Origin of the sequence: Intrasporangium sp. (assembly GCF_039812505.1) — a bacterium.
Classification (GTDB): domain Bacteria; phylum Actinomycetota; class Actinomycetes; order Actinomycetales; family Dermatophilaceae; genus Intrasporangium_A.
This window is the reverse complement of sequence record NZ_JBDIAQ010000033.1, coordinates 1-21,850: the sequence shown is the minus strand read 5'-3', so window position 1 is coordinate 21,850 and position 21,850 is coordinate 1. Positions and strand designations below refer to the sequence as shown.

Sequence of the window (21,850 nt, the reverse complement as noted above, 5' to 3'; positions counted from 1 at the left end):
TGGCCACCCTGCTTCTCGTCGGACTCACGCCCGCCTCGGCGGACGCCGCCGGGTCGGCACCGGTCACCGTCACAGACGTGCAGAGCACGCAGCAGCAGGTCACCGGAGTGCTGACCTTCCGGACGGCGTCCGCTCAGGACGTCGACCCGAACCGGCTGCGAGCCAGCATCGGCAAACAACCCGTGACGATGCGCGTCGAGCGGGTATCGCACGAAGACCGGGCGGCGATGCTCGTCATCGACACGAGCGGCTCGATGGGCCGCAGTGGGATGGCGACGGTCAGGTCGGCCACGGCGGCATACCTCGAGCAGGTGCCCTCGGACGTCAAGGTGGGCGTCGTCACCTTCGCGGACACCGCCGGCGTGGACCTGGCGCCCACCAGCGACCGGGCTGCCGTGCAACGCGTCGTGAACGGACTCACCGCCAAGGGCGACACGAGCCTGTATGCCGCCGTCCAGGCCGCCGTCACCGCGCTCGGTCCGCACGGGGACCGAAGCGTGGTCCTGCTGAGCGACGGCGCGGACACGACCAGCGCGCACCCGGAGAAGACTCTGGCGGCGCTGACCGGGAAACTGGCCGAGGACGGGATCCGACTCGACGTAGTCCGCTTCCGCACCGACGACCCGCAGGCCAGCGCCGCGCTGTCGCAGCTGGCCTCGGCCGGCAGGGGCGCGGTCGTGGCCGCCGCCGACGCGCCGGCGGTCGGCCGGGCGTTCCGATCCGCCGCCCAGACCCTGCGGTCCCAGGCGCGCTTCGAGATCAAGCTGGCCACGCCGCTGGCTGCGCCGGGGCCGCTCGAGATCACCGGCAGCCTGGCAGGACAGCCGTTCTCGGTCGTGCAACCGCTCGCACCGGCTGCCGCGCTCGCCTCGTCGCCCACCGCCGCGGCCGCACCCGGGCCCGCCGTCGTCGCGTCACCCGCGCCCGCCGTCGCGACGGGCTGGCCGTCCATCCTGGTCTGGCTGGCAACCGGGGCCGTCGCCCTGGCACTCATGCTGCTGGCCTACGGAATCCTCTCGCCCGACCTGAGTACCCGGCGGGAGCGTCGACTCGCGGCCCTGGAGGGATACCTCGCGCCGAGCCGCGCCGCCTCGGCCGCTCCGGGCCGGCGCGCCCCGACGCCGATCGCCGTGCAGCTGGTCGACCTCGGGGAGAGGGCCATGCGTGGACGCAGGTCCACCGCGACCACGCTGAGCCTGATCAACCGCGCCGACCTGCCGTTGCGCGCCGGCGAGTGGTTCGTCCTGCGCGTCGTCGCCGGCGTGGTGGGATTGGCCCTCGGCCTCGTCCTCGCCGGTGAGCTCAGGCTCGTCGGGCTGGCGGCCGGTCTCCTGCTGGGCTTCGCGCTCCCGCAGCTGGTCCTGAGATTCCTCGCCCATCGCCGTGGCGCCGCCTTCGAGCGGGTTCTGCCCCAGTCGCTGCTGCTGGTGGCGACCAGCCTGCGCAGCGGCTTCGGACTACCGCAGGCGTTGGACTCCGTCGCCCGCGACTCACCCGAGCCGGTCGCGAAGGAGTTCTCCAGGGCGCTGGCCGAGACCCGGATCGGCACTGACATCTCCGATGCCCTCGAACGGGTGGCCACCCGGATGGGCAGTCGTGCCATGGAGATGGCGGTCATGGCCATCCGGATCCAGCGTGAGGTGGGCGGCAACCTGGCCGAGACCCTCGAGACCGCCGGGCGGACCCTGCGGGAGCGGGAGACGCTCCGGGGCCAGGTCCGCGCCCTGTCCGCGGAAGGACGGTTGTCGGCCTACATCCTCATCGCACTGCCGATCGGCATCTTCCTCTACATGACGATGGTCAACTACGACTACGTCAGCCTGCTGTGGACCACGCTGCCCGGCGTCGTGATGCTCGTCGGCGGGACGGTCGCTCTCGTGGCCGGCATCTTCTGGATGCGCAAGGTCGTCAGGATCGAGGTGTGAGATGAACATGGTCTATCTCGGGGTCGGCCTGGTCGGCCTCGGCATAGTCGCGACGGTGCTGGTCGTGGCGGCCAACCTGTCCCACAGGTCCGGTGTGGCGCGGTCGCTCGCGCTCATCGAAGGACGAGCCGGAGACCGCACCGTCGTGCGGACCGACCTGCCGGCCAAGGACCGGCTGCTGCTGCCCCTCCTGGCCCGGACCCGGAGCCTGGCCGGCCGGGTGTCGCCGGCGGGCACCACCGAACGGCTCGGTCGAAGCCTCGACCGAGCCGGCAACCCCGCTCCTTGGACGGTCGAACGGGTCATGGGGGTCAAGGGCGCCGCTCTGCTCCTGGGCGCGCTGTTCGGGCTGCTCTACGGAGGCGGGCTCAGCGTGACCGGACTGCTCCTGGCGGCGGGCCTGGCAGCGGTCGGCTTCTTCCTGCCGGACCTGCTCGTCTACAACCTCGGGCTCAAACGACAGCAGGAGGTGGCCAAGGGCCTGGCCGAGGCACTCGACATGCTCACCGTGTGCGTCGAGGCGGGCCAGGGCTTCGACACCGCCCTGCTTCACGTGGCCCGTAACGTCGACGGACCGATCGCCGGCGAGTTCGCCCGGGTCATCTCGGAGATGCAGATCGGCAAGTCCCGGGCCGAGGCGTTCTCGGGGATGGGCGAGCGGGTCGTGCTGCCCGATGTAAAGAGCTTCGTCGCGTCCATCACACAGTCGGACCGGCTCGGCCTGCCGATCGCCGCGGTGCTGCGCGAGCAGACCAACGCGATGCGCGTGGCACGCCGGCAACGGGCCGAGGAGCAGGCACAGAAGGTCACCATCAAGATCCTCTTCCCGCTCCTGCTGTGCATCTTCCCGGCGTTGTTCATCGTCATCATCGGGCCGGGTGCGATCCGGATGATCGACGCGTTCTCATCCAGCCTGTAGCACCGGCAGGCCGGGGTCAGACGGTGCGCAGCTTCGGCCGAGCCTGGCTGGGCACGTCACACCCCGGCCTGCCGGTGCCGATCCGTCGCGCAGCGGGGCGGCGACGCCGGCCCGGCCCGGTGCCGGGCCGGCTCTCCAGCACCGCCCGCAGTCGCCCCAGGATCGCCCGGTGCAGGCGCGAGACCTGCATCTGGCTGACCCCGAGGCGCTCGCCGATCTCGACCTGGGTGCGGCCCTCGACGTAGCGCCACCACAGGATCTGCCGCTCGCGGGTGTCCAGCTGGGCCATCGCCGACCGGATGCTGAGCATCGCGTCGACCCGGGCGAACTCGTCGGTATCGGCCGCGATCAGCTCCGACAGGGGGCCCGCCCCGGCCGGCGCGTCGTGGGCGGGCGCGTCGAGCGACCGGGCGCGGTAGCCGGCCTCCGCGCCGATGCACTCGCGCACCGCGTCCTCCGGCAGGTGCAGGTCGGCGGCGACGTCGGCCGTGGTGACCGTCCGGCCGAGGTCCTGCTCGAGGCAGTCCCGGCTGCGCCGGACGACCGTGCGCAGCTCCTGCAGCCGCCGGGGCGGGCGCACCGACCACGTCGCGTCCCGGAAGTAGTGCTTGAGCTCGCCGCGCACCGTCGGTCCCGCGAAGGAGGTGAAGCTGCGCCCCGCGCCCGGCTGGTAGCGGCGCATCGCCGCCACGAGCGCGGCCCGGCCGATCTGGACGAGGTCCTCCCGGTCCACGCCGCGGTGGGCGAAGCGCAGCGAGATCCGGTCCGCGAAGTCGAGGGTGAGGCGCACGATCTCGGTCTCGAGCGCCGCGCGCTCACCGGGACTGGCTCCGTCCAGTCGTTCGAAGCAGTCCTCGATGCGCTGGTCCCGCTCGGTCCGCTCGCCGTGCGGACCGGGGTGCGACGAGGTGGTGCGGGCGAGTGACATGGGCAGGGACATCGCGTCTGGCTCCGTTCCGTGCATCGTTGCCGGGAAGCTGAGCGGGCGCGTGGTTTGACCCGTCCTTCGACCGTCGCACGTCTGCGGCCGGACGTCAACCTTGTCGTGGCACGAGATATCTGCCGAAGCTCCCTCTGGTCGTCACCGCACCTCCCTCGGGGGTATGCCGCCCAGCCGGACGGCGGCGCGCGCCCACCTCGGGTGCGGGGCCGGGTCAGCGGCACCGGTCGTGGAGCCACTTCAGGGCCGAGCGCTCCGGGTCGTCGGTCCGCTCGGTCGGCGCGATGCCCCGCGGGTAGGCGTGGCCGGCGACGTCCACGAGACGGTGCGTCGGCAGGACCAGCCGGGCGCCGTCGGAGAGGGGGAAGCGCTGCAGGACGGGCTGCCCGCTGGTGGTCGTCCCGAAGGTGCGCACCCGGTCGCCGCGCCGCAGCGCGAGCACCAGCGCCTCGCCCGCGCCGCCGGTCCGCGCGGACTGGAGCACCGCGACCGGCTGCTCGTTGCGGGGGACGGAGCGTCCCGAGGTGGCCAGCGGCCGTCCGTCCGCGAAGACCGAACCGAGCGCCACGGAGATGCGGTACTCCCGCTGCTGGCGGTCCCGCAGGCCGAAGGCCCAGCCCGGGCGGATCAGCGGCTCCAGCCCGGCGATGGCGCCCCAGTCCTCCGAGGTGTACGTCTCCCGCAGGTCGACCAGCCAGCCGCAGGTCACCTTCTTGCGCGTCGCCATGATCCGGTCCGCAACCGCCGTGGCCCGCGCCGACGCGGCGGTCGCGCCGACCTCGCCGATGGGCGGCACCGTGATCCGGCCGACTCCGTCCGCGACCGCGACCGAGACCGGCTCGGCAGCCTGCGTCAGCAGGACGTCCTCCGGTGGGACGATCTCGCCCAGCGGGCCGGCTGCCTGCGCGAGGGCGAGGTAGAGCGCCGGGTAGGTGTCGGCCGGCGTGCGGGCGGTGCGCACCGCCGCCATGGTGCGGCGTACCACCGCGGGCCAGGTCGACTCGTCGACGAAGAGGGCCTGCGGCATCAGCTCGAGGGCGGCCCGCGCGTACTCCTCGGCCGCGGAGAGGCGCGTCGGCGTCGGGCCGGGCTCTGCGTCCGGCTCGGGTCGCGACGGGTTCAGCACCACCATGGCCACGGCGACCGCCGCCACCAGGGCCGCCAAGGAGAGCGCCCGGTGCCCCCACCGTCCGTCCCGCGTCACGCCACCGAGCGTAGGCGGCTGCGCCCCGGTCCGTCAGGGGCCCGGCACGCCGCGGTCAGCCCAACGAGGCGAGCGCCGCGTCGTAGTCGGGCTCGGTGGTGATCTCCGGCACGAGCTGGCTGTGCAGCACAGTGCCGTCCGCGTCGATCACGACGACCGAGCGGGCGAACAGGCCCCTCATGCCGGTCCCGGTCAGGGTCACGCCGTAGTCCTCGCCGAACGTCGAGCGGAAGCCGGAGGCCGCCGTCACGTTCGAGATGCCCTCGGCGCCGCAGAAGCGCTTGAGCGCGAAGGGCAGGTCCTCCGAGGCGCAGATGACCTCGACGTCGTCGAGCCCGGCCGCGAGCTCGTTGAACCGGCGCACGCTCGCGGCGCACACCCCGGTGTCGACGCTCGGGAAGATGTTGAGCACGACGCGCCTGCCCTCGGGGCGGGTCACGTCCTGCAGGTCGGTCCGGGCCAGAGTGAACTCGGGGGCGACGTCGCCCACCGTGGGCAGGTCGCCGATCGTGTCGACGGGGGTGCCGCGAAGCGCAGTGGTTGCCATGGGGTCTTCCTAGCAAAACCGGCCCCACACCGGGGGGGGCATCCAGTGGGCGGTACGACCGGTGCCCGGGATGCGGTCGGGCGCCGACCTACCCGGCAGGGCAGGCGCATCGGACGGGGCCCCGGAGTGCGGCCCCGGTCACGCGGGTACGGTCACCACATGGCCAGCGGCGGCGCGACGTGCCTCCCGACCGGCTGCTTCTGCGAGGCGATCCACACCTCGGGGCTCGCGCAACCGGTCAACGCGTGGTCCTCGCTCGCCTTCGTGGTGGCCGCCGCCGTGGTGCTGCTGCCCACCGGCGCGCCCGCCCACCGCGAGCGGGTGCTGCGAATCCTGCTCGGCATCGCGCTGGTCGCGGTCGGCGGGGCCAGCTTCGGCTTCCACGCGACGCTGACGCGGGTCACCGAGTTCCTCGACACCTGGATGATGGCCGGGCTGGCGATCGTGGTGCTGGGTGGGGCGGCCGTCCGGCGCGGGTTCATGCGCCCCCGCGTCGCCGTGCTGCTGGGCCTGGTCCTGTTCGCCATGCTGCTGCGCATCCTGTGGACCTGGCCGGCGACCCGCCGCGTGGTGTTCGGCGTGCTGCTCGCCGTCGCGGTCGCCCTCGAGCTGGCCCGGACCCGCACCCCGATCGCGGCCTTCCAGCCGCAGCGCTGGCTGTGGGGCGCGCTGGGACTGCTGACGGCGGCATACGTGATCTGGCTGCTCGACGTGATGCGGATCTGGTGCGACCCGGCGAGCCTGCTGCAGGGGCATGCCGTCTGGCACGTCGTCGGCGCGGGGGCGGCGGTGTGCCTGGCCCGGCACTACGACGTCACCAGTCGTGCGTAAGGTCAGGGGATGACCGGAGCAGCGCTGACCCCGCAGCAGCAGGAGCAGGTCGTCGCGCTCGCGCTGGACCTGGCGCGGCAGGGGCGCACCAACGAGCTCGTCGAGTTCCTCGAGCACGGCCTGCCCGTCGACGTCACCGACCGCGAGGGCAACACGCTGCTCATGCTCGCCGCCTACCACGGCCGGGCCGCGACGGTCGCGGCGCTGCTGGCCCGCGGCGCCGACGCCGACCGGCGCAACGGCCGCGACCAGTCACCGGTGGCCGGCGCGATCTTCAAGGGCGAGGACGACATCGTGCGCGCGCTCGTCGCGGCCGGCGCCGACCTCGACGCCGGCACGCCGACGGGGCGGGCGGCGGCCGTCCTGTTCGGGCGCGAGCACCTGCTCGGAGACGCGGGGCAGACCGGTGGCTGACCCGACCGAGCCGGCGACCACGGCCTGGCAGCGCTTCCTGATCAACGTCATCGGCCTGGCCGGGATCGTCTACGGCGGGCTGGCGATCGTCTACTACCTGCTCGGGTTCGACGCCATCTCCTTCGCGGCGGCGCCGTACCGCTGGCTGCAGCTCGAGGGACTGGTGCGGTACGTGCCGCCGCTGATCGTCTTCGTGGTGTGCTTCGTGGTCGTGTGGGCCATCGAGCAGCACGCCGCCCGGCGGTCCGGGTGAGCCGCCGCCCGTCGCGCGCGGCGCCCCGTGATGTGATGTGACGGTGTCGCGCGTGGGGCCCGCCGGGGGGTATGCCGCTCACCGGGCTTCCCGACGGGTCGCCCGGGCCGTGCGCGTGGCCGCGCTCGCGACCCTGCTGGCGGTCGCGGGGCTGCTCGGCGGCCCGGCCCAGGGCCTGACGGGTCCAGCCGCGCAGCCGGCCGAGAGCCTGACCGTCCCGGTCGGCCCCGAGCCCGACGGCACCAAGGTCACGCTCGACGCGTCCGTCTACGGCCAGCCGGGCGGCGGCCGGCACCCGGTGGTGCTGCTCGCGCACGGGTTCGGCGGCACGAAGGACTCGGTGGCGCTGCAGGCCGGGGAGCTGCAGGACCGGGGCTACGTCGTGGTGACGTGGACGGCGCGCGGCTTCGGCGACTCGGGTGGGCGGATCCACCTCGACGACCCCGACTACGAGGTCGCGGACGCGAGGGCCCTGGTCGACCTCGCCGCGAAGCGTGCCGACGTGCAGCTGGACGCGCCCGGCGACCCCCGGGTGGGCGTGATGGGGGCCTCCTACGGCGGCGCGCTGGCCCTGCTGCTGGCCGGCACCGACCCGCGGGTCGACGGCGTGGTCGCGGCGATGACGTGGAACGACCTGGCGCAGGCGTTCTTCCCGCAGGCGGCGGTGACCGGTCCGCTGCCGACCCCGGCCGGCCGCGCCTCGATCGACACGCCCGGGCCGTTCAAGCAGGACTGGGCCGCGAGCTTCTTCCTGGGGGCGGTGGCCGCACCGCCCACCTCCACCCCGCCGACTTCTGCCTCGCCGACCTCCGCCCTGCCCACTTCTGCCTCGCCCGGTTCCGCCCGGCCCACCTCCACCCCGAACGGACCGTCCGGCGCCGAGCCGAGCGGCATACCGTCCCGTTCGGCCTCGAACGGTCCGTCCGGGCAGGCGGCGCCCCGGCAGGCGGCGCCCCGGCAGGGGGCGCCCGAGTGCGGGCGCTTCGACCCGACCATCTGCCGGCTCTTCGTCGAGGCCGCCCAGACCGGGGTCCCGAGCGGGTCGCTGCTCGCGCTGCTGCGCGCGCACAGCCCCGCCGCCGTCGTGGCGCACGTCAAGGCACCCACCCTGCTGGTCCAGGGCATGGCCGACTCGCTGTTCGGGCTCGACCAGAGCGACGCGACGGCCCGCGGGCTCGCCGCGGCCGGCACCCCGGTCGCGGTTCGCTGGAGCGACGGCGGGCACGACGCGCCCAGCTCGCGGGCGCAGGAGGAGCAGGACGCGTCGTTCGGCTGGCTCGACCACTGGGTCAAGCAGAGCGCGGAGCCCGGATCCGCCCTGCCGACACCGGGTTTCGTCTACGCGACCGCGGCGACGAGACCCAGCCAGCCGGCCGACCTCTTCGCGCTGCCGGCCTACCCCGGGCTTGCCACCGCCGCGGCGACAGCAGGCGCGTCCGCGCCCACGACGACAGGCGCGTCCGCGCCCACCGGCCCCACCCAGCCCGCCCTGCCGACCGGGTCCCTGCCGCTGGCCTCGCGCGGCGGGAGCGCGCTGCGGCCACCCGGCGGCCAGCCCGCCGCAATGGTCGCGGTCCCCGGCCTGGCGGCGGCCGGGGTCGGCGGGTCGGTCTCGACCTACCGGCTCGCGGCGCTGCCGGGCCAGTCGGTCGCCCTGAACACCGAGCCGGTCCGGTCGCCGCTGACCGTCGTCGGGTCGCCGACGATCCGGCTCACGGTCACCTCGAACCGCCCGGTCGTGACCCTCTTCGCCTCGCTCTGGCAGGTGGCCGGCGGCCAGGCCACCCTGCCGCACTCGCTCGTCGCCCCGGTCCGCGTGCCGGTCACGCCCGGCCGACCCACCCCGGTCACGGTGTCACTGCCGGCCGCGACCTACCCCATGCCGGCCGGCAGCAGCTGGCGGGTGCTGGTGACGACCACCGAGGCCAGCTTCACCAACGACCGCACCCCCGCCGCCGTCTCGCTCGAGGCGACCGGCGACCTGCAGGTCCCGGTCGCCGACGGCACCCCGATCGCCGGGGCGAGCGAGGGCGTCGACACCGAGGACACCGTCGCGGTGAGCGCCATCGTGGCCCTGCTGCTCGTCTGGGTCGGCACCGCGCTCGTCCGGCGGCGACGCCGCACCCGCGAGCAGGTCCGGCCCGAGCTGGCCGGGGTGCCGCTGGTCGTCGAGCACCTGGTCAAGACCTACTCCGACGGGCACCGGGCGGTCGACGACGTCTCCTGGCGGGCCGAGCAGGGCCAGATCGTCGGGCTGCTCGGGCCCAACGGCGCCGGCAAGACGACGACGATGCGCATGGTCATGGGCCTGATCCGCCCCGACTCCGGCACCGCGCACGTGCTCGGGCACCCCGTCAGCGCAGGCTCGCCGGTGCTCCGCCGCGTGGGCGCCCTGATCGAGGGCCCGGGCTTCCTGCCGCACCTGACCGGGCGGGCCAACCTCGAGGCCTACTGGGCGGCCACCGGGCGCGACCCGGCCGAGGCGCATCTGGCCGAGGCCGTCGACGTGGCGGCCCTCGGCGGGGCGCTCGACCGGCCGGTCCGGTCCTACAGCCACGGCATGCGGCAGCGGCTCGGTATCGCCCAGGCCATGCTCGGGCTGCCGGAGCTGCTCGTGCTCGACGAGCCCACCAACGGGCTGGACCCGCCACAGATCGCCGCCATGCGTCCGATCCTGCGCCGCTACGCCGAGACCGGCCGCACCGTGGTCGTCTCCAGCCACCTGCTGGCCGAGGTCGAGCTGACCTGCACCGACGTGGTCGTCATGCACGCCGGCCGGGTCGTCACCGCCGGCCGGGTGGCCGACCTGCTGGACAGCGCCGACACGACCGTCCTGGACCTGGCCGAGGGCCTGACGCAGGCGGAGCTGACGCGGCGGTGCGCCGACCTGGCCGGACGCACGGGGATCACCGACGTCAGCATCGACACCGACACCCGCCTCGTCGTCGTGGCCGAGCTCGCCCGGGCCGCCGTGGTGCGCACCGCGGTCGACGTCGGCCTGCCCATCGTCGGGGTGAGCAGCCGGCGCCACCTCGAGGAGGTCTTCCTCGGCGTCATCGACCACGCCGCCGCGAGCGCGCGGGGCCCGGGCGCCGACCCCGGCACATCCCTGATCGAACGGCTGAGGCAGGTGAGGTCACGATGAGCGCGTCGGCCGGCACGGCGGCATCCGAGATCAGGCAGGTACGCCGCCCACTGTCCTTCGCTGCGGAGTGGCGCCGTCAGTGGGGGCGCCGGCGCACCCGGGTCGCCTTCGCGCTCGTCGGCGCGCTGCCGGTGATCCTCGTGGTGGCCTTCGCGTTCGGGGACCGGTCGAGCGGGCGGCGCAGCGGCGCGACGGCGCGCTTCATCGACCTGGCCCAGACCGGGTCGGCCAACTTCACCCTGTTCACCCTGTTCGTCAGCTCGCAGCTGCTGCTGATCCTGCTGGCCGCCCTGTTCTGCGGCGACCCGGTGCCGGCCGAGGCGTCGTGGGCCTCGCTGCGCTACCTGCTGATCGCGCCGGTGCGCCGGGCCCGGCTGCTGAGCAGCAAGCTCGCCGTGGGGCTGACGCTGACCGCGCTCGCGACCGTCGTGCTCATCGGGTGGGCGCTGCTCGTCGGGGGTCTGGCCTACGGGTGGTCGCCGCTGACGAACCCGCTCGGCGAGGACCTCGGCTGGGGCGCCTACCTGGCGCGGCTGGCCGGTGCGGTGGCCTACATCTACGTCACGATGCTGCCGATCGCCGCGATCGCGTTCTGGATCGGCGTGCGCTCCGAGGCGCCGCTCGCGTCGGTCGGCGGCGCGGTGCTGACCTCGATCGTGCTGTCGATCCTCGACCAGATCGACGCGCTCGACCCGTGGCGCAACGCCTTCCCCGGCCACTACGCCAACGCGTGGCAGCAGCTCATCACACCCAGCCCGGTCTGGGACGACGTCATCCACGGCGTGCTGTGGGCGCTGGTGTGGACGATCCTGTTCGTCCAGCTCGGCTACCGGCGCTTCCGGCGGGCCGACATCCTGAGCTGAGCCGGCGCGCTGAGCCGGCGCGCGGACGGCGCTGAGCCAGCCCGCGGAGCCGGCCCACGGAGCCGCCGCCGGGTCAGGCCGCGGCGTCCCTGGGCTGGGAGCTCGCCAGGTGTCCGAAGGCGACCATGCGGTTCGGTGTCGCGACGAGGGCCGCGCACGTCGCCAGCGTGATCAGGCGCTGGCCCGCGCGCTGCTCCGGCTCGACCCCGCCCAGCGGGTTGTGCGGCATCGGGGCCAGGACCCAGGTGGCCGTGAACGGGACGGTGAGGGCGTCACCCCCGGTGTCGAGGACGTAGGTGTAGGTGGCCGTCGCGGTCTCGATGACCACCGTGTCGCCGGGGCGCAGCTCCGGCATCCGGCGCAGCGGCTCCCCGTGAGTGACGCGGTGGCCGGCCAACGCGAAGTTGCCCGGCCGGCCCGGGTCGGCGGTGCCCGGGAAGTGCCCGAAGCCGGACGCGAGATCGTCCGGGTCCACCCCGGCGATCAGCGGGACGGCATAGTCCTTGCCGAAGCGCGGGATGCGGACCACCGCCGTGGCCCGTTCGGCGGGGTCACTGCCCGGCCGGGTCGTACTGCGCGGAGCCTCGTCGGGCCCGGCGCCACTGCGCCACGAGTCCTCCAGCGCCTCCACGATGCTGCGGTGCCTCGCGTTCGACACGACGTTGGTCCCCCAGAACTCCCACGCCGCAAAGGCGAGCATCCCGGTGCCGACGGCGACGAGGACGACCCCCACCCAGCGAACCGAGCGACGACGTGCATTGATCTGACGCGCAGTGATCTGACGTGCAGTGATCTGACGTGCAGCGATCTCGTGACGTCCCATCCGTGTGTTCCGCAGCCGCCGCAACGGCGGTCGCGGAATATCCTACGTCGCGTTGGGCCCGACGTCGGTCCGGAGCGCACGTCCCCGGCCGGGTCAGGAGCGCACGGCGTCGAGGAACTCGGACCGGGTCGCGTGGCTCTCCCGGAACAGGCCGGACAGCGCGGAGGTGCGGGTCACGGCGCCGCCCACCCGGGCGCCGCGCAGGCTCATGCAGGAGTGCTCGGCCTCGATGACGACGCCGACCCCACGTGGGTGCAGGTGCTCGTCGAGCCAGTCGGCGACCTGCTTGGTCAGCCGCTCCTGGACCTGCGGGCGCCGGGCGAACATCTCGATGACGCGGGCGAACTTCGACAGGCCGAGGATCCGGTCACCGGGCAGGTAGGCGACGTGCGCCACGCCGGTGAAGGGCAGCAGGTGGTGCTCGCAGAGGGAGGCGACCGGGATGTCGCGCACGACGACCATCTCGTCGTAGCCCTCGTCGTTGGGGAAGGTGGTCAGCTCGAAGGGACGCGCGGTGAGCATCTCCGCGTAGGCGCGCGCCATCCGCATCGGGCTGCGCTCGGTGCTGACCGTGTCGCAGTCGACGCCCAATGCCTCGAGGAACTCCCGGGCGGCGCGGGCCGCCACCTCGAGCTGGTCCTCAGGCCGCGGCATACGGACGCTGTGCAGGATGCGATCGTTGAGCGGGCCGCTCACGGCCACTGACTCACTCATGGCTGGGCACCTCCGCGTGGGCGTGCAGCGGGCGGTCGTACACGCGGGTGAGCATCGCGAGCGCAAGGGCACTGACCAGCAGCCCGAAGTCACGCAGTGCGACGTCGTAGTAGCCCGAGTACGTCAGCAGGTTGACGATGATGCCGAGCAGCCACAGGCAGACGATCCAGGCACCGATCCTGGGGCGGAACCAGACAATGAGCCCGGCGATGATCTCGATGACGCCCACGATGTACATGTCGGTCTGGGCGCTGCCGGGCACGATGTTGTCGATCCAGCCGGCCAGGTAGCCGGGCCAGTAGGTAAGCACGTTGAAGAACTTGTCGAGGCCGAACAGGATGGGTGCGACCGCGAAGATGGTGCGCAGCATCGTGTAGGCGAGCCGCACCGGGTCGGTCTGGCGCACCGTGTCCACGGCGCTGTGCGTGTGAGTTGTTGCCATGATCCCCTCTTTCTAACGGGTGATAAAATCAACTTTAGATCGTGAGAGGCGTAACGTCAATGGATTCATCCGATAGAAGTATGGAGCGTGCGCCGGCCCGCCGCGCGTTCGACGCCGACGTCGCCGGCATCGCGGCGCTCGCCGACCCCGTGAGGCGCGAGCTGTACCGGCACGTCTGCGCCCAGACCGGACCGGTCGGGCGGGACGCAGCCGCGGCGGCAGTGGGCATCACGCGACACCAGGCGAAGTTCCACCTCGACCGGCTCGAGGCCGACGGCCTGCTGGTCGCCGACTATGTGCGTCTGACCGGCCGCACCGGCCCCGGTGCGGGCCGCCCGGCCAAGGTCTACCGGCGCGCCGAGCGCGAGATCGCCGTCTCGTTGCCGCAGCGGGAGTACGAGCTGGCCGGCGGGATCATGGCCGACGCGATCGACGAGTCGATGCAGACGAGCCTGCCGGTCGCCCAGACCATCCGGACCACGGCCGCGGCCCGGGGGCAGGCCATCGCCGAGGAGGCACGCGCGCGCATCGCGGATGGGGCGGCGCAGCCTGTTGGGACCTCGCGTCCGGCTGCGCCGGAGCACGGGCTGGACACGGTCCTCGCGGTGCTGGCCGAGCGCGGGTACGAGCCACGCTGGGAGTCGGGCCGCGTCGTCATGGCGAACTGCCCGTTCCACGCGCTCGTCCACACCCACACCGAGCTCGTCTGCACCATGAACCACGCCTTCATCACGGCGATCACCGACGAGCTGGCCCCCGGCACGGTGTGCGCCTGCCTGGAACCGGACGAGAACCGTTGCTGCGTCACGCTCCGCGAGGCCGGGGCGGGAGGTGTGAGCGCGCAGGCCGGCTGAGCCCCCCGCCCACTCCTACGGGTGGCGGACGACCCGGCCCCTTCCGGCCTGAGTGCTGCCGCGCGCCCCGGAGGTGCCCCGGCGGGCCACCGGTAGCAATGGGACCGGCTCCTGACGACCTAAGGTGGGGCCGTCGACCCGCTGCTGGGTCCGGTGCGGGTCACGCTGCCGGACTCAGGCCTCGTGCCGGTGGATCTGGGTCCAGCCGGTCCAGCCGCGCTCGGTGATCAGCTCCCGCAGCCGCGCCACCGCCGGGTGCGAGGCATCCGCGAAGGAGTCCATCAGGCCGACGAAGGCTGCGTCGGGCATCAGCTCGTCCTGCTCGTCCAGCTCCCCTGTCTCGGCGGCATGCTGCAGCAGCTCGCTCATCAGGTCGGCCGTCTCGCGCAGCAGCTCCTCGTTCGGCCAGCTCTCCGCGATCCGGCCGACGAGCCGGTAGAGCCGGACGACCTTCGGGTTCTCCAGCTGGGCCACCTTCTCGGCCATCATCGCCGGGAGCAGCTCCGGATAGCGTGCCGCCATCAGGATCCACGCGTCTCGCTCGGGCGCGATGACCGCCTCCGATGCGCCGACGGCGCGCAGCCGGTCCAGGTAGTCGACCACCTCCGCCGGGAGCGCCAACGAGTCGCCGGAGCCCAGCTGGGCGATCCGCCGTCGGTGCTCTCGCAGCGCCCGGATCTGCGCACGCAGCTGTCGGTCGATCTCGGCCGTCGCGGCGGCGAACGTCTGCGGGTCCGCGTCGAGCAGCACGCGAACACGGGCCAGCGGGACGCCAGCGTCGGCCAGGGTGCGGATCCGGATGAGCCGCACGACCGCGTCGGCGCCGTACGTCCGGTAGCCGGAGGCGTCCCGCTCAGGCTCCGGGAGCAGCCCGATCTTGTGGTAGTGCCGCACTGTGCGGGTGGTCACCCCGGCGTATGCCGCCAGCCGTCCGATCGTCAGCATGCCGTCAGCCTGCCCGAGCCGGGCATCGTCACGCGATCCTGCGGTGGTAGGCCGCCGTGGCGAAGGCGTATGCCACCACGAGGGTTCCGGCGCACCAGGCGAGCGCGACCCAGAGATCGGTGCCGGCCGGCTGCCGGGCAAGCAGGTCGCGGATCGTGTCGACGATGGGCGTGACCGGTTGGTGCTCGGCGAAGGCCGCCACGACGGTGGGCATGGTGTCGGTGGGGACGAAGGCCGAGCTGACGAACGGCAGGAAGATGAGCGGGTAGGAGTAGGCGCCTGCGCCGTCCGGTGTCCGGGCGGACAGACCGGCGATGACGGCGATCCAGGTCAGCGCCAGGGTGAACAGCACGAGCACTCCGGCCACGGCGAGCCAGGCGAGCACTCCCGCCGACGAGCGGAACCCGACGAGCACGGCGACGACCGCGACGAGCACCAGCGAGATCGACGTGGAGACCAGGGAGGTCACGACGTGCGCCCACAACACGCTCGAGCGAGCGATCGGCATCGACTGGAACCGCTCGAAGATCCCGTTCTGCAGGTCGGTGAACAGCCGCAGGGCGGTGTAGGCCGTGGCCGTCGCGATCGTGATGAGCAGGATGCCAGGGAGCATGTAGTCCACGTACTCGACCGATCCGGTGTGGATCGCGCCGCCGAACACGTAGACGAACATCAGCATCATGGCGATCGGCATGACCGTGACCGTGATGATGGTGTCCACGCTGCGCGTGACGTGGCGCATGGACCGGCCCAGCAGGATGGTCGTGTCGCCGAGGACTTGCGTGGTCATGGGTTCCTCCTCGCCGGGTGTGTGCCGTCGACGGCGCCGGTGTCGTCGCCCGGGCTCGCGACCGTCTGTGCCGCGTCGCCGACGATGGCCAGGAAGACGTCCTCCAGGCTCGGTTGCCTCTCGACGTACTCGACCCTGGCCGGCGGGAGCAGCCGCTTGAGCTCGGCGAGGGTGCCATGGGCGATGATCCGTCCGCCGTGCAGGATGGCGATCCGGTCGGCCAGCTGCTCGGCCTCGTCCAGGTACTGCGTGGTCAGCAGCACGGTCGTGCCCTTGCCGGCGAGCTCACTGACCGCGCGCCACACGTCGAGCCGGGCCTGAGGGTCCAGGCCGGTGGTCGGCTCGTCGAGGAAGACCACCGGCGGGCTGCCGATGAGGCTCATCGCGATGTCGAGGCGGCGGCGCATCCCGCCGGAGTAGGTCGACACCCTCCGGTCGGCCGCGTCGGTGAGCTGGAAACGGTCCAGCAGTTCGTCGGCGATGCTGCCGACGTTCTTCAGGTGCCGCAGGCGGGCCACCAGCACGAGGTTCTCCCGGCCGGTGAGGATCTCGTCGACGGCCGCGAACTGCCCCGTGAGGCTGATCGACTGCCGCACGTCGGTCGGCTGGGTCGCGGTGTCGAAGCCGGCGACCGTGACCGTCCCGGCGTCCGCCTGCAACAGTGTGGACAGGATCTTCACGACCGTCGTCTTGCCTGCCCCGTTCGAGCCGAGCAGTGCGAAGATGCTGCCTCGCGCCACCTCGAGCTCCACACCCTGAAGCACCTGCACCTTGCCATACCGCTTCTGCAGGCCCTTCACCTGGATCGCCGGGCCCCGGTCCGGCTCGGCTGCCACTTGGCTGTCCGTGAACATGACGACAGGATGCAGGGTTGACGCAGCGTCAAGGTCAAGCCCCGCGACACCGGGCCGATTCGCCCCCGTGCTGGACAGAGCGTCGGGCCCGCGTCGGCACTGGACGGCCGGGCCGGTGGCTCACCCCTCCAGTTGCCATCCGGTCAGGAGACTCCGCCGCACCAGTCGGGCGGCACCATCTCCCAGCAGGCGCGAAGTCACCCCCGCGATCCGACCGGCGCGGCTGGCTACTGAGCAGTAGAACATAACAAGTCGGGCCGGGCGATCGGCGTCACGCTCGGCTGGGCGCCATCGGCCGGACTTGTCGTGTTCTTCGGAACGCCAGCCGGGCCACCGGTGGCGCTAGGACCGGCTCCTGACCACCTCACGGTGGGCGCCGTCGACCCGCCGGGTCCAGCCGCGCCGGTCGAGGTGCTCCAGCAGTGGGATCGCGACCCGTCGGGTGGTGCCGAGGGCGGCGCGGGCCGCGCTGGTCGTGAACGGCTGGGGCAGCCCGGCGAGGATGCGCATTGCCCGGGCCGGCGAGGTCGGCAGCAGCACCACGCCGTCGCCCAGCCGCAGCAGCAGCCCGAGGGACTCCGCGGCCGCCAGCTCCCGGACGCCGAGCCCGCCGGCCTGCAGCTCGTGCTGCTCGGGCGCGTCGAACGGGTGGTCCGTGAGGTGCCCGACGATCCGGTCGACGGCAGCGCGGGCGCGGCCGAGGTCGGGCACGACGCCGGGCCGCACGACGCGACCGTCGCGCAGCGCGTAGCCGAGCGCGTCCGCCACGGTGCGCAGCACCGCCCGGTCCGGGATCCCCGTCGAGTCGAGCGCATGCGACTCGCTCGGGTGCGGGTCGAGCGGGTGGCTTCTCCCGTATGCCGCTGTCCCCGCCTCGAGCGCGGACCTCCAGTTCCGCCACGCCTCCTCGGAGACGAACCAGTCGCCGACCCGCCGCACGGTCCGGTGGGTGTTGTCCGACTTGGGCGCGGTCGGCGCGGGGTTGGGCGACGTGGGCCCGGGTGCGGCCGACGCCACGTCACCCGGGTCGAGCCCGAGCAGCCGCAGCTCGTCGCGGTGCAGGTGCCCGCGGCGACGGACCTCGTCGCTGAGCGGGTCGGGTGTCGGCCCGGCCAGCTCGCGCGCCCGGCAGAGCGCCGCGCCCCGGCGTCGCAGCGGCGGCGGGGCCGGGTCCAGCACCAGTGCGCCGACGAGGACTCCCTCGGCGCCCGGGTCCCGCAGGATCGCCCGGTCGCCGGCCGTCAGGGGAAGCGGCCGCTCCAGCGACAGCCTGGCCAGGTCCGCAGCCAGCGGCCGGAGCCGGGCCCGGACGGCGGCCGTTCCCACGTGCAGGGTCAGCTCGTGGGGCAACCCGGTGGCGGGCGCGGCGACCCGGACGTCCAGCAGGTTGGTGTGCCGCCAGCCGTCCGGGGTCAGCAGGGCCGCGCCCCGGCGAACCTCGTCAACCCCGACTCCCCTCAGGTTCAAGGCGATCCGAGCGACCGCCCCGACCGACTCGTGTGTCTCGCCGAGGCTCTGCACGCCCCGGACCGTGACCTTGCGGTCGCCCGTCGCCAAGCGATCCCCGGCGTGGACCGTACCGGTCCCGAGGGTCCCGGTCACGACCGTGCCGCTGCCGCGCACGGTGAAGGACCGGTCGACCCAGAGCCGCACCCGCCCGTCCTGTCTCGGCACGGGCAGCGACCGGCACAGGCTCGCGAGCTCGGCGCGCAGCAGGTCCAGGCCCGCCCGGGTGACACCGGAGACCGCCACCGCCGGGACGTCGCCGAGCGAGGACCGGGCGAGCCGGTCTCGGGCCTCGGCCAGCGCCGGGCCCGGGTCGGCCAGGTCGCTGCGGGTCACCGCGAGCAGGCCGTGGGTGATGCCCAGGGCGTCGACCGCGGCCAGGTGCTCCTCGGACTGCTCCCGCCAGCCCTCGTCCGCGGCGACGACGAAGAGCACTGCCGGTGCCGGCCCCAGCCCGGCGAGCATGTTGCCGATGAACCGCCGGTGCCCCGGCACGTCGACGAAGGCCACCTCCCCAACGTCCGACAGGGTGGTCCAGACGTAGCCGAGGTCGATGGTCAGGCCGCGGCGGCGTTCCTCGGCCCAGCGGTCCGGCTCCATCCCGGTCAGCGCGTGCACCAGGGTCGACTTGCCGTGGTCGACGTGGCCCGCGGTCGCGACGACGTGCATCAGGCCCGGTCCCGTGCGGCGGCATCGACGGCTGCGGTGACCGCACGGATCGCCGCGACGAGCTCGTCGTCGGACCCGGCCGGGACGCAGCGCAGGTCGACGAGGGTGAGCCCGGACTCCACCCGGGCGAGCACCGCGGGGTCGGCGTGACGCAGGTGAGCGGCATACCCCTCGGGAAGCGCGACGGCCCACCCGCCGAGGGTCACACCGGGAGCCCCGCCCCCGCCGACGGCGCCATTGCTGGGCACGACGCGCCCGCCGACCTCCTCGGCGATGCGTGCACAGCGCGCGCGGAGGGCGTCGGGGTCGGCGTGCAGGAACGCCTCGACGACGGTCGGGCCGCCGCGCAGCGTCGCCTCGAGGGCGGCCAGGGTCAGCTTGTCGACGCGCAGCGCGCGGGCCAGCGGGTGCCGGCGGAGGCGTTCCACGACGTCGGTGTCCCCGAGGAGGAGGCCGGCCTGCGGACCGCCGAGCAGCTTGTCGCCGCTGCTCGTCACGACGGTGGCGCCGCCAGCGAGAACGCTTGTGGCATCGGGCTCCTCGGGCAGGAGGGGCTCCGGGTGCAGCAGGCCGCTGCCGATGTCGACGACGAGCGGGAGGTGGTGGGTGCGGGCCAGCTCGGCGAGTTCGGGGATGCTCGCAGCGCTCGTGAAGCCCTCGATCCGGAAGTTGCTCGGGTGGACCTTGAGGATCGCAGCGGTGTCCGGGCCGATGGCGCCGGCGTAGTCGCGCACGCTGGTGCGGTTGGTCGTGCCGACCTCGACCAGCCGGGCACCCGCCCCGGCGATGAGGTCGGGCAGCCGGAAGCCGTCACCGATCTCGACCATCTCACCCCGGCTGACGAGCACGTCGCGGCCGGCGGCCAGGGCGGTCGTTGCCAGGACGAGGGCGGCGGCGCCGTTGTTGACCACCAGTGCAGCCGCGGCGGCCGGGACCGCCGCGAGCAGGGCCTCGGTCGTGCCGCGCCCGCGCCGCGCGCGGCGACCGGTCGCGAGGTCGAGCTCGACGTCGACGTAGCCGGCGGCCTGCTCGAGCGCATGTCGGGCGGCCGGGGTCAGCGGCGCCCGGCCGATGTTGGTGTGCAGCACGACACCGGTGGCGTTCAGGACCCGGCGCAGCGTCGTGGGCGTGCGCTCGCGGGCGTCGAGGTCGGCCGCCGCGGCCGCCGCCACCTGGTCGGGCGCGATCTCGCCGTCCCGCGCGCGTCGCTGCGCCGCGACGACGGCCGCCTTGACCACCGCGTGGCCGAGCCGTCGCGCCGCGGCGACGAGGACCGGGTTGCGCAGCAGGACGTCCGTCCGCGGTATGCCGCGTCGCGGGTCCTGCTGCCCGGCCTCGGCCACCTCGTGCTCCTTCGCGCGACGACGGATGTGGCGGAGGCGGACGGGAATCGAACCCGCCTGCGACGGATGCCGCCGCACACCGGTTTTGAAGACCGGGGGGACCACCAGGAGCCCAGACGCCTCCATGCGCCACCCTAGCCACGCTCGCGTGAGGCGGCTGGCCCGGGCGAGCCGCCGGGCGCGAGGGCCGGGCGAGCCGCCGGGCGCGTGTCGCTCGACGGCTGACCGGACTTCTGCCGGAGTCGTCTCCTACCGCGGCCGAGCCCTGAACGCGTGCCTGACCGACCAGACGAAGCTGCGGCATCGCCCGGTCCTGCTGCACCACGGCGGACACATCAAGTTGACCCGACACCCGCACCATCCGGTGGCCGACGAGGCCAGTCAACATCCGCCACGAGGGGTCAGCGGCCAACGACCGCCTGCTCTAACGGATGACCTCGGCCGAAAGTAAATGAGGATCTTCAACAGGACATACCAGGGCAATTTGGCTACGCTGGGTCGGCGACATCTCGCCGCGAGCACGTCAACGGCAACTCGAAGGAGAGCCATGAGCCAGGAGTATCTGACGTTTTCCGACCTTCAGGGACTGCAATCGAGCCCCGACGCGGTCCGCCAAGCGTTCGACAAGCAGTTCGGCAAGCGGCCCGACGGCCTCGCCCTCAACGACTCCACCTACTACAACGCCGTCCAGCCACCGATCACTCAGCAGTACGGCCACTTCTGCTACAAGAGCGTGACGGACTATCAGTTCGGCCCGAGCCAGGCCGACCCGCCACACGACGCGATCGTGGGAAGCAACACGGCCAAGAACAACGGCGACACGGAAGCGGAGATCAGCCTGTCCGTGACGGGGACATGGACCGAGGAGACGGGATGGTCGTCGTCGGTCACGACGGGCCTGACCTACTCCGAGGAGTTCACCCTTGAAGGGGTGTTCAAGATGGGGATGTCGTTCTCCGTGGCTGTCACCGCCGGGAAGTCCGGTTCCTCGTCGGTCTCGAAGTCGTCGTCAGCCAGCGTCACGGTGAAGGTCCCACCTCGCTCGCAGGTGACGGTTAGCATGATCGCGACGATGAAGAAGGAGAAGATGCCCTTCCTTGCACCCATTCGAGTGTCGGGCATGTTCGGCGCCAACTTCCCCGAGCGCGTCAACGGGCACTACTTCTGGTTCAGCGGGGCCGATGTTCTCCTCCCGAGGACGCAAGGCGAGATCACCGGTGTCATCGAGGGAACGGCGGCATTCGACGTCCACACGGACATCGGGCCGGCGACCCCGATCAGCGATTGAACCACGGCTTACTGGATCAGCACGAGGGATAGGTACACTGCCGCAGCGGTCGACCCGTCTCACAGGTTGTCGGGCCGGCGATCCGGCCCGGCGCCTGTGCCCGGACGAGGTGCCCATCCCAACACCCGGCCGAGACCAGCACGTGCTCGGTCTGGGCGAGCGGGCCTTCTGGCCGGAGCGTTTCGACCGGCAGGACCGCCGACGTATGGTGCCCGCATGGCCATCGCCCGGGACGCGCCGATCCGCCTGACCCAGTACGCCGCCGGTGGCGGCTGTGCCTGCAAGGTCCCGGCCGCCCAGCTCGAGCAGGTGCTCGCCGACCTGGTCGGCGTCCCGCACCCCGACCTGCTGGTCGGGCTTGAGTCCGGCGACGACGCCGCTGCCGTCCGGATCGAGGGCGGCCGAGCGGTCCTGTCGACGGCGGACTTCTTCACCCCGGTCGTCGACTCGCCCTACGACTGGGGGCGCATCGCGGCCGCAAACGCCCTGTCCGACATCTACGCCATGGGTGGACGCCCGATCATGGCGGTCAACCTGCTCGGCTGGCCCCCGGACCTCGTCCCGGACGAGTACGTCCGCGA

General features: G+C 73.1%; 21 protein-coding genes and 1 tRNA gene. 10 read left to right on the top strand and 12 right to left on the bottom strand.

Annotation, left to right across the window (positions count from 1 at the left end; translation table 11 throughout):
- Window positions 1-77: 77 nt before the first annotated feature.
- Window positions 78-1,925, top strand: coding sequence for a type II secretion system F family protein (locus WMI84_RS06755; RefSeq protein ID WP_347351550.1), 1,848 nt, complete (start codon window positions 78-80; stop codon window positions 1,923-1,925).
- Window position 1,926: 1 nt separating this feature from the next.
- The gene (locus tag WMI84_RS06750; protein WP_347351548.1) at window positions 1,927-2,844 is read left to right on the top strand and encodes a type II secretion system F family protein; all 918 of its coding nucleotides are present in this window, start codon (window positions 1,927-1,929) and stop codon (window positions 2,842-2,844) included.
- 16 nt (window positions 2,845-2,860) lie between these two features.
- Here WMI84_RS06750 and WMI84_RS06745 read toward each other — a convergent pair whose 3' ends face one another.
- The 3 genes from WMI84_RS06745 to tpx all read right to left on the bottom strand — a co-directional run bounded on the left by WMI84_RS06745 (window position 2,861) and on the right by tpx (window position 5,535).
- Window positions 2,861-3,784: a sigma-70 family RNA polymerase sigma factor gene (locus WMI84_RS06745; protein ID WP_347351546.1), complete on the bottom strand. Its 924-nt coding sequence runs from the start codon at window positions 3,782-3,784 to the stop codon at window positions 2,861-2,863.
- A gap of 214 nt (window positions 3,785-3,998) precedes the next feature.
- A complete protein-coding gene (locus WMI84_RS06740) occupies window positions 3,999-4,988 on the bottom strand; it encodes a S41 family peptidase (RefSeq protein WP_347351545.1) in 990 nt (329 codons plus the stop codon).
- 55 nt (window positions 4,989-5,043) lie between these two features.
- Window positions 5,044-5,535 (bottom strand): thiol peroxidase, encoded by a 492-nt coding sequence (gene tpx, locus WMI84_RS06735; RefSeq protein ID WP_347351543.1) that lies wholly within the window; start codon window positions 5,533-5,535, stop codon window positions 5,044-5,046.
- 159 nt (window positions 5,536-5,694) lie between these two features.
- Here tpx and WMI84_RS06730 point away from each other — a divergent pair, with 159 nt between their 5' ends.
- Genes WMI84_RS06730 through WMI84_RS06710 form a run of 5 tightly spaced genes read left to right on the top strand, consistent with a single transcriptional unit; the run spans window position 5,695 to window position 11,041 of the window.
- Entirely contained in the window at window positions 5,695-6,366 is a 672-nt protein-coding gene (locus WMI84_RS06730; RefSeq protein ID WP_347351541.1) for a ceramidase domain-containing protein, read from the top strand.
- Between the two features lie 9 nt (window positions 6,367-6,375).
- Window positions 6,376-6,780: an ankyrin repeat domain-containing protein gene (locus tag WMI84_RS06725; protein ID WP_347351539.1), complete on the top strand. Its 405-nt coding sequence runs from the start codon at window positions 6,376-6,378 to the stop codon at window positions 6,778-6,780.
- Window positions 6,773-7,033, top strand: coding sequence for a hypothetical protein (locus tag WMI84_RS06720; RefSeq protein WP_347351538.1), 261 nt, complete (start codon window positions 6,773-6,775; stop codon window positions 7,031-7,033). The genes WMI84_RS06725 and WMI84_RS06720 overlap by 8 nt, the downstream gene beginning before the upstream one ends.
- A gap of 52 nt (window positions 7,034-7,085) precedes the next feature.
- Complete coding sequence (locus tag WMI84_RS06715) at window positions 7,086-10,178, top strand: alpha/beta fold hydrolase (RefSeq protein WP_347351536.1); 3,093 nt, start codon at window positions 7,086-7,088, stop codon at window positions 10,176-10,178.
- Window positions 10,175-11,041 carry an ABC transporter permease gene (locus tag WMI84_RS06710; protein ID WP_347351534.1) on the top strand — a complete coding sequence of 289 codons (867 nt, stop codon included), beginning with the start codon at window positions 10,175-10,177 and terminating at the stop codon, window positions 11,039-11,041. Before WMI84_RS06715 ends, WMI84_RS06710 begins: the two co-directional genes overlap by 4 nt.
- 73 nt (window positions 11,042-11,114) lie before the next feature.
- On the opposite strand, the gene WMI84_RS06705 is transcribed toward WMI84_RS06710, so the two are convergent.
- The 3 genes from WMI84_RS06705 to WMI84_RS06695 all read right to left on the bottom strand — a co-directional run bounded on the left by WMI84_RS06705 (window position 11,115) and on the right by WMI84_RS06695 (window position 13,020).
- The gene (locus WMI84_RS06705) at window positions 11,115-11,774 is read right to left on the bottom strand and encodes a class E sortase (protein ID WP_347351533.1); all 660 of its coding nucleotides are present in this window, start codon (window positions 11,772-11,774) and stop codon (window positions 11,115-11,117) included.
- 183 nt (window positions 11,775-11,957) lie between these two features.
- Window positions 11,958-12,518, bottom strand: coding sequence for a GTP cyclohydrolase I FolE (folE, locus tag WMI84_RS06700; protein WP_347351563.1), 561 nt, complete (start codon window positions 12,516-12,518; stop codon window positions 11,958-11,960).
- 52 nt (window positions 12,519-12,570) lie between these two features.
- Complete coding sequence (locus WMI84_RS06695; RefSeq protein WP_347351531.1) at window positions 12,571-13,020, bottom strand: hypothetical protein; 450 nt, start codon at window positions 13,018-13,020, stop codon at window positions 12,571-12,573.
- An 80-nt stretch (window positions 13,021-13,100) separates the two neighbouring features.
- Here WMI84_RS06695 and WMI84_RS06690 point away from each other — a divergent pair, with 80 nt between their 5' ends.
- Window positions 13,101-13,874: a helix-turn-helix domain-containing protein gene (locus WMI84_RS06690; protein ID WP_347351530.1), complete on the top strand. Its 774-nt coding sequence runs from the start codon at window positions 13,101-13,103 to the stop codon at window positions 13,872-13,874.
- 174 nt (window positions 13,875-14,048) lie between these two features.
- Here WMI84_RS06690 and WMI84_RS06685 read toward each other — a convergent pair whose 3' ends face one another.
- From WMI84_RS06685 to WMI84_RS06660, 6 genes are all read right to left on the bottom strand, one after another.
- Window positions 14,049-14,819 carry a MerR family transcriptional regulator gene (locus tag WMI84_RS06685; protein WP_347351528.1) on the bottom strand — a complete coding sequence of 257 codons (771 nt, stop codon included), beginning with the start codon at window positions 14,817-14,819 and terminating at the stop codon, window positions 14,049-14,051.
- A 28-nt stretch (window positions 14,820-14,847) separates the two neighbouring features.
- On the bottom strand, window positions 14,848-15,609 hold the full coding sequence (locus WMI84_RS06680) for an ABC transporter permease (protein WP_347351526.1): 762 nt from the start codon (window positions 15,607-15,609) through the stop codon (window positions 14,848-14,850).
- Complete coding sequence (locus WMI84_RS06675; protein ID WP_347351524.1) at window positions 15,606-16,463, bottom strand: ATP-binding cassette domain-containing protein; 858 nt, start codon at window positions 16,461-16,463, stop codon at window positions 15,606-15,608. Before WMI84_RS06675 ends, WMI84_RS06680 begins: the two co-directional genes overlap by 4 nt.
- A gap of 342 nt (window positions 16,464-16,805) precedes the next feature.
- On the bottom strand, window positions 16,806-18,638 hold the full coding sequence (locus WMI84_RS06670; protein ID WP_347351522.1) for a SelB C-terminal domain-containing protein: 1,833 nt from the start codon (window positions 18,636-18,638) through the stop codon (window positions 16,806-16,808).
- Window positions 18,638-19,981, bottom strand: coding sequence for an L-seryl-tRNA(Sec) selenium transferase (gene selA, locus WMI84_RS06665; RefSeq protein ID WP_347351521.1), 1,344 nt, complete (start codon window positions 19,979-19,981; stop codon window positions 18,638-18,640). The genes WMI84_RS06670 and selA overlap by 1 nt, the downstream gene beginning before the upstream one ends.
- A gap of 28 nt (window positions 19,982-20,009) precedes the next feature.
- Window positions 20,010-20,105: transfer RNA gene (locus tag WMI84_RS06660), tRNA-Sec, on the bottom strand.
- Window positions 20,106-20,528: 423 nt separating this feature from the next.
- Here WMI84_RS06660 and WMI84_RS06655 point away from each other — a divergent pair.
- Window positions 20,529-21,269, top strand: coding sequence for a hypothetical protein (locus tag WMI84_RS06655; RefSeq protein WP_347351519.1), 741 nt, complete (start codon window positions 20,529-20,531; stop codon window positions 21,267-21,269).
- A 216-nt stretch (window positions 21,270-21,485) separates the two neighbouring features.
- Window positions 21,486-21,850 (top strand): selenide, water dikinase SelD (gene selD / locus WMI84_RS06650; protein WP_347351517.1); only part of this gene is annotated, 365 nt, incomplete at its 3' end.